This window comes from Sphingobacterium sp. JUb56 (genome assembly GCF_014191365.1).
Taxonomy (GTDB): Bacteria; Bacteroidota; Bacteroidia; order Sphingobacteriales; family Sphingobacteriaceae; genus Sphingobacterium; species Sphingobacterium anhuiense.
On sequence record NZ_JACHWL010000003.1, the window covers coordinates 183,700 to 196,281 of the forward strand.

Below are 12,582 nucleotides of genomic sequence, written 5' to 3' on the forward strand. Positions count from 1 at the left end.
TATGAATCCAAAAGTAGTTACCATTGGACTGGGATATATAGGATTGCCCACTTCTGCTTTGATTGCAAATAATCAAATTCCTGTTTATGGAGTTGATATTTCTCAACATGTCGTTGATACAATTAATGCCGGAAAGATACATATTGTGGAACCTGAGTTGGATAAAGCTGTAGCTAAAGCTGTATCAGAGGGTTATTTAAAAGCTGGGACGAAACCTATAGAAGCAGATGCCTATCTTGTAGTTGTGCCAACTCCTTTTAAAGGTGATCATCAACCTGATATTTCTTATGTACAAGCTGCAACAGAAGGTATTATCCCATTATTAAAAGAGGGAGATTTGTATATTATTGAATCAACTTCGCCAGTGGGGACTACTGAAAAAATGATGGCACTTATTTTTTCTAAGCGACCAGAATTAGAAGGTAAAATATATTTAGCCTACTGTCCTGAACGTGTTCTTCCTGGAAATGTGATGTATGAATTGGTACATAATGACCGCGTAATAGGTGGTGTTAATGATGAGTCTACAAAAAAAGCATTAAACTTTTATAGTCAATTTGTAAAAGGTGAACTACATGAAACTAATGCACGTACTGCTGAGATGTGTAAATTAACGGAAAATGCTTCTCGTGATTCCCAAATTGCATTTGCTAATGAGTTATCATTAATTTGCGATAAAGCAGACATAAACGTATGGGATTTAATCCGTTTAGCAAATAAGCATCCTCGTGTAAATATTTTACAACCAGGTTGTGGTGTAGGAGGTCATTGTATAGCTGTAGATCCATACTTTTTAACCGCAGATTTCCCGATGGAATCCCGTATGATTGCCCAAGCAAGAGAAACTAACAATTATAAATCTTTTTGGTGTGCAGAGAAAGTCAAAACAGCTCGTCTAGAATTTGAAATTAAAAATGGTCGTCAACCTTCCATTGCTATTATGGGATTGGCATTTAAACCAAATATTGATGATCTAAGAGAATCTCCAGCAATTCACATTGCAGAGAGAGTGTTGCAAGATTCAGGAGATGCAGATATGTTTATTGTTGAACCTAATGTTCATGAACATAAGGTTTTTAAATTAACTGCTTATAATGTTGCTATCGAAAAAGCGGATATTATCGTGTTTTTAGTAGCTCATAATGAATTCAAGACCTTAGAAATTGATAATAATAAGATTGTAATAGACTTTTGTGGAGTCACTAATAAAACTTATTAATACTGCTGATGAATTTAAAAGATATTGCTAAATCACTGTACACTAATAAATTAGTTAAGGGTGTTTTTTGGTCTTTTTTAGGTAGTGTTGCATCTAAGGGCTTTGGTTTTCTCGCGATGTTCTATGTTGCAAGAAATCTTTCAGTTGCAGATTTTGGAAATATAGGTGTATTACAATCATATATTACAACTTTTTCACTATTTAGTTTAGCAAGTTTCGGTGTAACTGCTACAAAATATATAGCAATTAACCTGTCAAAAGATATCAGCAAAACAAGTGAAATATTCTCTTTGGTGAGAATATTTTCATTTGTTTTAGCAATTCTTGTATTAGTAAGTTCCTTGCTATTTAATAAGCAACTTTGTGAACTTCTGACTGGAAATTCTTTGATTACAACTCCAATGTTATTTTGCTCAATAGCAGTCTTTTTCTCTTCATTAAATGGGTTGCAAACTGGTGCTCTTGCTGGATTTGAGGATTTTAAATCTATTTCAATTGTAAATATAGTTAATGGGCTGCTATCATTTCCTTTAATTATATATCTGACAACTACCTATGGTGTTACTGGTTTTGCCATTGCTTTACTTATTACAAGTTTTTCAATATGGTTCTGTTCAGCTATTTTATTGAGAAGGATTTGTAAAAATTATGGTGTTAGATTTTCCTTAAATAATATTAAAAATAACTTTGATGTTATAGTAAAATTTAGTCTGCCAGCTTTTATTAGTAATTTAATGGTTAATCCAATTGTATTGGTTTGTAACAGTATTCTTATCAAAAGAAATTCCAATGGTTTATATGAAATGGGAATTTTCAATGCTAGTAATAATTACTCACAAATTTCCATGGTTTTATTAGGTGTAGTTGGACAAGTGTTTTATCCCTATGCAATGAAAAATTTTAATGGAGGCAATAAAAAGTTTGATTTTCTTAATATCATTCATCCTTTCTTTTTTGGACTAATGATCTGCTTACCAACTGTATTTTTGCCCGAAGTCTTTTCGTCTCTCTTTGGGGGGCAGTATCATAATAAAGACATGTACATAACGACAATTCTAGTTTCAATATTTACAGTAGTTAATTCTCAGAAACAGGGTATAGCAAGAAATTTTGCAGCTGGAAACTTTATGTGGTTTAGTGTCTTTAGTAATGCTTTTTGGGGAATAGCAGCTGTAAGCTTGAGCTATTATTTTGTTGAATATGGCGCTATAGGAAGGGCTGCTGCATTTTTGATAGCATATTTATTAAATACTTTACTATTTATACCGTATTTTATTAAGAACAAATTAGTTGATAGAAAACTTGTTTTAACATGGAATAACCTATTATATATGGGGATCTTGTTTTCAGCTCTTATATTATTTGCTTTGGATACATCTATGATTATTAGGGGATTTCTATTGATTATAAGTATAATAATCATTTGTTTTACGACTTGGAAATGGTATAGAAAGTATACAAAAAGTTTTTCATAATGACAGATAAAAATAAAAGAAAAGGAGTCACTATAAAAGGAGCGTATGGTGATGCGAATGTTGGCGATGATTTGCTTTTAGAAATGGTAATGGAACTTCTTAAACAAGTAAATCCATTATATGAAATAAAGATTGTCTGTAAAAAGGAGAAATATCTTACTGAAATGTACAATGATGTCGAATTCTTAAGTCTTGCTGCTTCGAAATTCGAAAGATCAGATATTTATATTCTAGGAGGTGGTACTCAATTTTTTTCATTTGAAAACAGTAATAAAAAAAATAATTTTAGCTCTAAATTAACACTTTATGCTAAAGCTATTTTGCTAGAACCAATGTTAATTTATAGACTTTTAAGATCTAAATTTAGAAAACATTCCGACTATTCTTTAAAAATAGCGCTGGGTATAGGTCTAGGTCCATTTGAATCTTTATCTGATGAATTGCCCGTTAGAAAACAGTTAGAGGAATATGATAAAATTTTTTGCAGAGATAGATTATCAAAAGCTTATCTTGAGAAATGGCAGGTAGAAGATTATTTTTTTGGCGCAGATCTTTGTTTAACTGACTTGTTTAGAAAAAAGTATGAACTTCGTCATTATCGAGAGCCTAACGCACCTTTACAAATAGGAATTGTCCTCAGGAGCTGGAGCCATAGCGATGTTGGAAATATTATCAATGATAAAATTTTGAATTGGTTGTCTACTCAAAATTTTGGAAAAGTTAAAATATTTTTATTTTCAAAGGATAAGGATGAGGATTTAGTAGCTAAAATTACTAGCCTTAAAGATATTCAAATTGAGGAATTAATAGTTTGGCATCCAATGGATTATACTTTTGAAAATTTCTATAGTTGTCTCAACGAATGCGATGTATTACTTACGTCTAGATATCATGCAGCAATTTTTGCTGTAAATTTAAGTATACCTACAGTTTGTTTAGGAATAGATCCAAAACTCCAAGCGCTTAGTGATGAGGTAAATGGATTTTATTACTGGAATGCTGAAGATGAAATTAGTGATATAGATATCAATATAGAAAATATATCATCAACATATTCTGAACATCAAGATCAAATAAGAAATAGTTATCAAATTTTAAATACTAGAGCTAATTCTATGATTACTGAAATTTCCAATGTGTTAAAAAATCAAGCGTAATGTCAAAGAAAATACTTTTTATAGCTCCAAGCTCATACCCAGTTAATTCCCCAGAGGCAATTGTTAATATTAAGCTTTTGGAGTTATTAAGCAATAATGGTTATGAGATTGATTTAATTTCAAAAAAAATTAAGTGGGATAATTATCCTTCATCTCAAACTTTGGATAGTTTAAACGTTAAAATTAAAAGGAATATTATAGTAGAAGTAGACAATAAATTGAATATCAAAACACTATTTCAACATCTTTTAGTATACCTTATTTGGGGTACAGTTTTTAAAGGTGCACATTGGGCCTATGAGGTGATCTTTAACAATAAAAGTTTTTTTAAAGATGTCAAATATGATTTTGTGATTACTAAGGATTCTCCAAGTTTATTAATCGGATATTACTTAAAGAAGAAGTATGGATTAAAGTGGATTTCAACATGGAATGATCCTTATCCTTCTATTAAATATCCTTTACCTTATGGACATGGTGTTAATGCTATGATGCCATTTTATTATAAAAAAATTATCAAAGTGATGGAGTTTGCTGATAAACATATTTTCCCTAATGAAAGACTTAGAGATTATATGTTAAACTATATCAATACTAGTAAGGAAAAATCGATTATAATTCCACATTTAGCCTATGAACAATCATTAAATGAACAGAAAGATATTGGAACCTTGAAATTAGTCCATGCTGGCAATGTTCGTTCTCCTCGTAATCCTAAACCAATTGTAGAAGCATTTTTCCGATTTTTATTGGAGAAAGGAACTGTTAATGACATTACACTTGATTTTATAGGAATATTTGATAATGATCTAATAAAACTTGTGGAAAATTCAAAATACAGCAGGAATATAAATTTATTGCCTCCAGTTGAATATAAGGAAAGTTTAGATTTATTGAAGGGCTATGATGTTGCCTTAATTATTGAAGCCCCGTGTGAAGAGGGTATCTTTTTGCCTACAAAAGTCGGTGATTATATGTCTAATAATATTCCAATATTTAGCATTAGTCCGCAGATAGGGGTTTTAAACGACTTATATAAGCAAAATTATGTACAGTATTTCGCTGATATAAATGACATTGATGGTATATTCGAAGAGTTAAAGAAAATTCATGAAGACTATAGCAATTGCAAGCTAAAAAGTAGTAGCTTTAATGAGGCATATGATAAAATGAATATTTTGGATCTGTATAATAAGTTATAGTAATGGTGCTTTATATTATTACTTTTATATTGTGCATTGTAATGGACAACCTTTCTGGTCAAAAGCACTTATTAGGCAAGAAGCTTTTTTTGATTTGGATATATATATTTTTATGTTTTGGCTATACAATTGGAACAGACTGGAGACATTATGAGCAATTATATACGTACGAATATGATAAAAACCTTTTAGATAAGGATTATGAGAAAGGCTTTTATTATCTAATATATTTAGTAAGAAAATTTATACCAGACTTTTGGCTTTTTCTAGGTATTATCAAATGTGTCTATTTATATTCGGTATTGAAGTTTGTCAGGAGATTTACTACTAGTGAATTCGTCGCTTTAGCTATAATGTTAAATTATAATCTTCTGTTTATGCTGGTTGATAACCCTTTACGATTTATGACGGGGTCTATTATATTAGTCTTGGCAACAGGATATTTAATCGATAGAAAATATCTTAAATTTATTTCTGTAGCATTATTGTGCCTTTTCTTTCACATTTCTTTAATCATTCCAATAGCTTTATCTTTACTTGTAATATTTAGAGAAAAAATAATAAATAAGTCAAATACCACTCTATTTGTTTGGTATTTCTTTGCTTGTCTTGTCAGTTTATTTCCACATATAATCAATCAGTTTTCAAGCTTTTTTGCCTCTAAGTTTCCTGCTATTGCATATAAGCTACTAAATATTTATGTCGCAGAATCGAGTGATGCTGTATTTACATTAGGTTCATTAATTATGTTCTTTTTGTTTTTTGTTTTATTACATCACAAGAAGATAATTCTTGAAAATAAATACGGTGATATACTATTCTTCTTTGCGCTATTTTATATGTTCCTTTCACGTATTTTAATGGTGTTTCCGACTGGATTCAGGTTAACTCTGTATTTTGGTTTATTTTTTGCTGTGTGTTTAGTAATAATAATAAAATCTACCAGTTTTAAATTTAAATATATACTTTATTTATTGATTGGGCTTACCATTTTTAAAACCTTATGGACAAGTTATCAATATATTCCATACACAAATAGTATTTATTACATTTTATCAGCAGATCATTTACCCCGAAATTATAGGGATGAGTTTAATAAAAAGGAATATAATAAGCGAACTGGTGAAACGATCAAAGATCAATCTCGCAATTATTCAAATTGATTTTCTGCACGCTTAATAAATAATCTCATGCAATTGAAAAAAAAAATACGAAAAAACACATTATTATTATGCTTAGGATTAGTGTTAATGTCGATAAAATCTTTTGGTCAAACTGAGCCAAAACTTTATATAGCAATAGCAGGTTTAAATCCTTCTCAGGAAGAATATATAAAACAAGAGAAACTATCGCAAATTAATATATTCTACCAAAAAGAGGTTACTACAGATGGATTGAATCTAGATGTCAAAATGTTTAAGGAGCATATTGAAAAAAGGACAAATTTAAATAGTAAAGGGATTGCTATTATTGATTGGGAAGGCTTAGCGTTTAAAGCCTTATCCGGGTCAAGCGATGCAAAGGCTGAAATGATCATTAAGCAGTTTCTGAAAGCCCTTGACATTGCCAAGCAAATGCGTCCAAATTTAAAATGGGGCTTTTATGGCCTCCCTGTAAGGACTTTTAATGGGAATAATGCTAACTGGAGAAAAATTAACACAAGATTGCTCCCAATTTTTAAGAAAGTGGATGTTATAGCACCTTCTTTGTATATTTATAATGCTAGCCCTAAAGTATATAATGTAAAATTACCCTTGACAGAAAGAGGAAGTGGAGATCATCTGTACGTTAATCTCGATTATGCTTTAAAACTTGCAAAACAGTATAATAAAGAAGTATATCCGTTTATTTGGCATAAACGAAATTCTGGTAAAAGCAATGAAGCTCTATCTCTGATCCCAATAGATATTTTTAAAAATTATTATACAATGATAAGTTCTCGCGTATCTTCAGGAAAGAAAGTGAGCGGAGTCATTTGGTGGGACAGTCAAAAGTATTATTATTTAAATAGAAAAAAATATCCTGCTCTTGAAAAAGAATATCAAGGAGTAGTAGATGTAGAAAAGTATGATTATGATATTTTTAAAAAGTACTACAGAGCAACTAAATAAGCTTGCTTGCTCCAGTTCCTAATTTAGGACGAACGCTTTTTATTAATACAGTAGAAATTATAATAGAAAATAGATGAAACCAAAAGTTCTAATAGTTTACAATAAAATATGGTCTTACCGAGAAAAGATATTTGAACTGATAGATGAAGAATTTGATCTAACTGTAGGTTATTCTGATGAAAAATTTGTAGATAAGTCCTATTCTTTTAAAACCAGGTATTTGCCAGTTAAAAAGGTTGGTCCATTCGAAATACATAAAGATAACTTGAGTAAAATCGCATCCCAATACGATGTAATTATTGGTATCTCTAATATAAGGTGGATTAGTCTTATGTTATTATGCTTAAAAAGAAACAGAAAGTTTAAGATCGGTTATTGGGGAATAGGAGTGACAGCTTCTTATGAGAATAATTTTGACTCAAAGAAAACATGGGATAATTTAAGGTATTTTATATCAAAAAGATCTGATTTTACAATATTTTACAGCTCTTACCCACTAGAAAGGTATATAAAAGCTGGAATCCGTGAAACAAAATTATTTGTTGCTCACAATACTACCCAAGTTGAGTTATCAGATTATAATCCTGTTGATAAAAAAGATTTTCTTTTTTTAGGAACGCTTTATCCGCAGAAAGGACTTAATGAATTATTAGAGGCGTATAGCGATTTGTATGAAGAAAGAAATGATTGTCCAAGGTTGTTAATTGTAGGAGATGGTCCTGAGAAACAAAAAGTTTTAGAATTTATTAAAGAGAAAAATATGATGGATAAAATTGTTTTATTCGGAAGTATTTATGATCCCAAAGCACTTTCTAAGATTTTTAACCAATCGATTGTTTGTATCTCACCAAATCAAGCAGGGTTGTCAGTTCTTAACTCAATGGGAAATAGAACATCTTTTGTGACGAGGCGTGATGCCATTACTGGAGGGGAAATATTTAATATTGAAAATAGATATAATGGTATTATATATGATGCTAATGAAAGATTATCTAAAGTTATGGAATGGATTGTTGATAATAGTGAATTAGTTCATAAAATGAATAATAATGCATATGATCACTATATTACTAATAGAACTCCTACTATGATGGCGAACGCAATAAAGAAAGCTATTACTGACTCTTTAAACTAGCTTGAATGAAATTATCAATCCGTCAAATATATAGAAATTTAAAAATGCTTTTTTTTAGATTTTACTATAGATTGAAGAATGTACACAAAACATTCTATATGGGAGGGACATCAAAAATATCAAATGATCTATATGCTGAGGAATACTCATATATCGGTCCTGGTTGCGTTATATATCCAAAGGTCAAAATTGGAAAGTATACAATGCTTGCGCCAGAGGTAAAGATCGTAGGTGGAGATCATTTTTATAAAGATCCTAGAAAGCCTATGATCTTCGCAGGTAGAGATGCTGATTTGGAAACTGTTGTGGGTGCTGACGTATGGATAGGATATGGAGCTTTCATTAATAGAGGCGTTAAAATAGGCGACGGTGCAATTATCGCAGCCTACTCGGTGGTTACCAAAGATATCGAACCCTATACCATTGTTGGTGGGATGCCAGCTAAGTTTATTAAATATAGATTTACTAATGAGGAAATCTTTGAACATAAGAAGATGTTAGAAGAAAATTTAAGAATAACTATTAACGACTACACAAAATAATGCAAGGTATCAAAGAAAAAACTTTATTAATCACGGGCGGAACAGGTTCATTTGGGACAGCAGTTTTAAATCGTTTTTTGCAAACGAATCATTTTAAAGAAATTCGTATTTTCTCTCGTGATGAGAAAAAGCAAGATGATATGCGTAACCTTTATAAAAATGATAAGATCAAATATTATATTGGTGATGTACGCGATTATTCTTCTGTAGAACCAGCTACTAGAGGTGTTGATTACGTTTTTCATGCAGCAGCATTAAAGCAAGTGCCTTCATGTGAATTTTTTCCTATGCAGGCAGTCAAAACTAATGTGGAAGGAACACAAAATGTGATTCGTGCAGCAGCATCAAATGGTGTAAAAAAAGTAATCTGTTTATCCACTGATAAGGCTGCTTACCCGATCAACGCGATGGGTATTTCTAAAGCTATGATGGAGAAAGTTGCAGTTGCTGAGGCTCGTAATTTGACAGAAACTGTTGTTTGTCTGACTCGTTATGGAAATGTGATGGCTTCAAGAGGATCTGTTATCCCTTTGTTCCTTAATCAGATTCAAAAAGGTGAGCCTATTACCATCACGGATCCAAACATGTCCCGCTTCTTTATGTCTCTTGAAGATGCTGTAGATTTAGTATTATTTGCTTTTGAGCATGCTAATCCAGGTGATCTTTTTGTGAACAAAGCTCCGGCGGGATCAATTGGAGATTTAGCTAAAGCTTTGATTGAATTGACTGGTAAAGAAGTTCCTGTTAAAGTAATCGGTACACGTCATGGTGAAAAACTTTATGAGACACTTTGTACTCGTGAAGAAATGATGAAAGCCGAGGATATGGGCGATTTCTATCGTGTTCCAGCCGATAATAGAGACTTAAACTATGCTAAGTATTTCTCGGAAGGTGAGCAAGATGTTTCTAAGATTGAAGATTATCATTCTCACAATACAGAACAACAAGGTGTTGAAGGTCTCAAAAAATTAATTTCAACATTACCGCTCATCAGAAAAGAAGTTTTTGGTGAGGACGTAATGCAATATCCATACTAATATATTATTATGATTGATTTTATAAAGGGTGGAATAGCCAAAGATGACAGAGGTCAAATTCGCTTTGTGAATGATTTTGATATGTCTTTGGTAAAAAGATTTTACATTATCAAAAATGTAGACTTATCGTTAATTAGAGGGTGGAGAGCTCATCGTGTTGAGCAACGGTGGTTCTACGTTCTCTCAGGTTCTTTTGCCATTGATACTGTAAAAATTGATAATTGGGAAACTGCTTCTTCAGATTTACCAGTTGAGCGCTTGGTTTTAAGTACAGATGAAAATAGAGTTTTGCATCTATCCACTGGCTATGCAACTGCTTTTCAAGCATTGGAAGAAAACTCAGAATTATTGGTTTTTTCAGACTTTGGAATAGAAAATGCACCTAAAGACGATTACACATATCCGTTGGATTATTTTATAAATAAGAAATGATAAAAATAGGAATTACAGGCCAAAATGGTTTTGTTGGAAGTCATTTATATAATACGTTAGGATTATTCCCAGAAGAATTTGAGCGAATTGATTTTAATAAGGATTTCTTCGAGAAGGAACAAGATCTAGATGATTTTGTGACTAAGTGTGATGTAATTGTACATTTAGCAGCCCTCAATCGTCATGAATCAGATCAGGTGCTTCACGATACCAATGTTGCTTTGGCCGTTAAATTGGTTGACGCTTTAGAAAGAACAAATTCGAAAGCACATGTATTAATTTCATCTTCGACCCAAGAGGAGCGTGATAATCTATATGGAAAATCTAAAAAAGCAGGCCGTGAAGCATTAGTGGAATGGGCGAAAGCTAGCGGAGGAAAAGCGACAGGATTAATTATTCCAAATGTATTTGGTGCTTTTGGTAAACCTTTTTATAATTCTTTTGTAGCTACTTTTTGTTACCAACTGACGCATGGTGAAATACCTACTATTGCAACAGACGGTGAAGTGAAATTGATTTATGTGCAAGAATTGGTAGATACGATCATTAAGAGTATTAGAAGTAATGAAGGTATAGCAGAATTATTAATTGAACCAACTGCGACTAAAAAAGTATCTGAAGTACTCGCATTATTAAATGACTACAAAGCAAAATATTTTGATGGTGGAGAAATTCCGGTGATAAATAATACTTTTGAACATAATCTATTTAATACTTACCGTACTTATATTGACCACGCAACACATTTTCCTGTAAAGTTCACACAACATATAGATCCAAGAGGTGCTTTTGTAGAGGTTATTCGTTTAGGAATTGGTGGACAATGTTCGTTCTCGACAACTGTGCCGGGGATAACAAGAGGAAACCATTACCATACCCGTAAGATTGAGCGATTTGCGGTAATCAAAGGAAAGGCTCTTATCCAACTCAGAAAGATCAATACGGATGAAGTAATGGATTTTTATTTAGATGGCCAAGAACCAGCGTATGTGGATATGCCGATTTGGTATACCCATAATATTAAAAATATAGGAGAGGAAGAGCTTTATACGATCTTTTGGATCAATGAACCTTTTAATCAAGAGGATGCAGATACATATTTTGAAACTGTTTAAGCGTTAAACATATCATGAAAAAATTAAGAGTGATGACGGTCGTTGGTACACGACCAGAAATTATTAGACTATCAAGAGTATTAGCGGCACTTGATGCTTCTGATGCAGTAGAACATATTATAGTCCATACTGGACAGAATTACGATTACGAATTGAATCAAATCTTTTTCGAAGATTTAGGTTTACGTAAACCTGATTATTTTTTAGAGGCTGCGGGAAAAACAGCAACAGAAACAGTTGGTAATATTTTAATTAAAATAGATCCATTATTAGAAGAGTTACAACCTGATGCTTTTTTAGTGTTAGGCGATACTAATTCTTGTTTATGTGCTATTCCTGCAAAGAAACGTCATATTCCTATTTTCCATATGGAAGCAGGAAATAGGTGTTTTGATCAGCGTGTTCCAGAAGAAACAAACCGTAAAATTGTAGATCATACTTCAGATATCAATTTAACATACTCAGATATTGCACGTGAGTATTTATTACGCGAGGGTTTGCCAGCAGATCGTATTATCAAAACTGGTTCACCGATGTTTGAAGTATTACATCATTACCTACCTGAAATTAATGCATCTCAAGTTTTAGAAAAATTAAACTTGAAGAAAGGTGAATTTTTTGTGGTATCATCACATCGTGAAGAGAATATTAATTCCGAGAAAAATTTCCGAGGATTGATGACTTCTCTAAATGCTATCGCTGAAAAATATCATTATCCGATCATTGTTTCCACTCATCCTCGTACACAGAATATGATTGATAAGATGCAAATTGAAATGCGTCCTGAGATCCAATTCCTGAAACCACTAGGTTTTCATGATTACAATGCTTTACAGAAGGATGCTTATGCAGTATTATCAGATTCTGGAACAATCTCAGAAGAATCTTCGATCTTAAATTTCCGTGCCCTAAATATTCGTCAAGCACATGAACGTCCAGAGGCAATGGAAGAAGCATCCGTTATGATGGTTGGTTTATCTCCTGAACGTATCTTACAAGGCTTAACACAGGTATTGCAACAGCAAGTAGGTGAAGAAAGAAACTTTAGGTCGGTTGCGGACTATTCGATGCCAAATGTTTCTCAAAAGGTAGTTCGTATTATTATTTCTTATACGGATTATATTAAAAGAACGGTTTGGTCGGAAGAAATTTAAAAC

The 12,582-nt window shown here is 32.0% G+C and carries 11 protein-coding genes and 1 pseudogene; all 12 read left to right on the forward strand.

Annotated features, from left to right (window positions below):
* The first annotated feature begins 1 nt into the window (after nt 1).
* The 12 genes and pseudogenes from wecC to wecB all read left to right on the forward strand — a co-directional run bounded on the left by wecC (nt 2) and on the right by wecB (nt 12,579).
* Nucleotides 2-1,219: a UDP-N-acetyl-D-mannosamine dehydrogenase gene (gene wecC / locus FHR29_RS25075; RefSeq protein WP_183918066.1), complete on the forward strand. Its 1,218-nt coding sequence runs from the start codon at nt 2-4 to the stop codon at nt 1,217-1,219.
* An 8-nt stretch (nt 1,220-1,227) separates the two neighbouring features.
* Complete coding sequence (locus tag FHR29_RS25080; protein ID WP_183918068.1) at nt 1,228-2,694, forward strand: oligosaccharide flippase family protein; 1,467 nt, start codon at nt 1,228-1,230, stop codon at nt 2,692-2,694.
* Complete coding sequence (locus FHR29_RS25085) at nt 2,694-3,851, forward strand: polysaccharide pyruvyl transferase family protein (RefSeq protein WP_183918070.1); 1,158 nt, start codon at nt 2,694-2,696, stop codon at nt 3,849-3,851. The genes FHR29_RS25080 and FHR29_RS25085 overlap by 1 nt, the downstream gene beginning before the upstream one ends.
* A complete protein-coding gene (locus tag FHR29_RS25090; protein WP_183918071.1) occupies nt 3,851-5,053 on the forward strand; it encodes a hypothetical protein in 1,203 nt (400 codons plus the stop codon). The genes FHR29_RS25085 and FHR29_RS25090 overlap by 1 nt, the downstream gene beginning before the upstream one ends.
* A gap of 41 nt (nt 5,054-5,094) precedes the next feature.
* Nucleotides 5,095-6,216: an EpsG family protein gene (locus FHR29_RS25095; protein WP_183918073.1), complete on the forward strand. Its 1,122-nt coding sequence runs from the start codon at nt 5,095-5,097 to the stop codon at nt 6,214-6,216.
* Between the two features lie 27 nt (nt 6,217-6,243).
* The gene (locus FHR29_RS25100) at nt 6,244-7,164 is read left to right on the forward strand and encodes a hypothetical protein (RefSeq protein WP_183918075.1); all 921 of its coding nucleotides are present in this window, start codon (nt 6,244-6,246) and stop codon (nt 7,162-7,164) included.
* A gap of 73 nt (nt 7,165-7,237) precedes the next feature.
* On the forward strand, nt 7,238-8,299 hold the full coding sequence (locus FHR29_RS25105) for a glycosyltransferase (RefSeq protein ID WP_183918077.1): 1,062 nt from the start codon (nt 7,238-7,240) through the stop codon (nt 8,297-8,299).
* 296 nt (nt 8,300-8,595) lie between these two features.
* Nucleotides 8,596-8,778, forward strand: a pseudogene (locus FHR29_RS26725) (type B chloramphenicol O-acetyltransferase); the annotation flags it as partial.
* A gap of 62 nt (nt 8,779-8,840) precedes the next feature.
* The gene (locus tag FHR29_RS25115) at nt 8,841-9,878 is read left to right on the forward strand and encodes a polysaccharide biosynthesis protein (protein WP_183918081.1); all 1,038 of its coding nucleotides are present in this window, start codon (nt 8,841-8,843) and stop codon (nt 9,876-9,878) included.
* A gap of 9 nt (nt 9,879-9,887) precedes the next feature.
* On the forward strand, nt 9,888-10,310 hold the full coding sequence (locus tag FHR29_RS25120) for a WxcM-like domain-containing protein (RefSeq protein ID WP_183918084.1): 423 nt from the start codon (nt 9,888-9,890) through the stop codon (nt 10,308-10,310).
* Nucleotides 10,307-11,425, forward strand: coding sequence for an NAD-dependent epimerase/dehydratase family protein (locus FHR29_RS25125; protein WP_183918086.1), 1,119 nt, complete (start codon nt 10,307-10,309; stop codon nt 11,423-11,425). The genes FHR29_RS25120 and FHR29_RS25125 overlap by 4 nt, the downstream gene beginning before the upstream one ends.
* A gap of 14 nt (nt 11,426-11,439) precedes the next feature.
* Nucleotides 11,440-12,579, forward strand: a complete 1,140-nt coding sequence (gene wecB / locus FHR29_RS25130) for a non-hydrolyzing UDP-N-acetylglucosamine 2-epimerase (RefSeq protein WP_183918088.1) — start codon at nt 11,440-11,442, stop codon at nt 12,577-12,579.
* Nucleotides 12,580-12,582: the final 3 nt, after the last annotated feature.

Bases quoted from the DNA above. Each gene is read 5' to 3' on its own strand.
- wecC (WP_183918066.1), top strand. From the start codon at position 2: ATGAATCCAAAAGTAGTTACCATTGGACTGGGATATATAGGATTGCCC.
- FHR29_RS25080 (WP_183918068.1), top strand. From the start codon at position 1,228: ATGAATTTAAAAGATATTGCTAAATCACTGTACACTAATAAATTAGTT.
- FHR29_RS25085 (WP_183918070.1), top strand. From the start codon at position 2,694: ATGACAGATAAAAATAAAAGAAAAGGAGTCACTATAAAAGGAGCGTAT.
- FHR29_RS25090 (WP_183918071.1), top strand. From the start codon at position 3,851: ATGTCAAAGAAAATACTTTTTATAGCTCCAAGCTCATACCCAGTTAAT.
- FHR29_RS25095 (WP_183918073.1), top strand. From the start codon at position 5,095: ATGGACAACCTTTCTGGTCAAAAGCACTTATTAGGCAAGAAGCTTTTT.
- FHR29_RS25100 (WP_183918075.1), top strand. From the start codon at position 6,244: ATGCAATTGAAAAAAAAAATACGAAAAAACACATTATTATTATGCTTA.
- FHR29_RS25105 (WP_183918077.1), top strand. From the start codon at position 7,238: ATGAAACCAAAAGTTCTAATAGTTTACAATAAAATATGGTCTTACCGA.
- FHR29_RS25115 (WP_183918081.1), top strand. From the start codon at position 8,841: ATGCAAGGTATCAAAGAAAAAACTTTATTAATCACGGGCGGAACAGGT.
- FHR29_RS25120 (WP_183918084.1), top strand. From the start codon at position 9,888: ATGATTGATTTTATAAAGGGTGGAATAGCCAAAGATGACAGAGGTCAA.
- FHR29_RS25125 (WP_183918086.1), top strand. From the start codon at position 10,307: ATGATAAAAATAGGAATTACAGGCCAAAATGGTTTTGTTGGAAGTCAT.
- wecB (WP_183918088.1), top strand. From the start codon at position 11,440: ATGAAAAAATTAAGAGTGATGACGGTCGTTGGTACACGACCAGAAATT.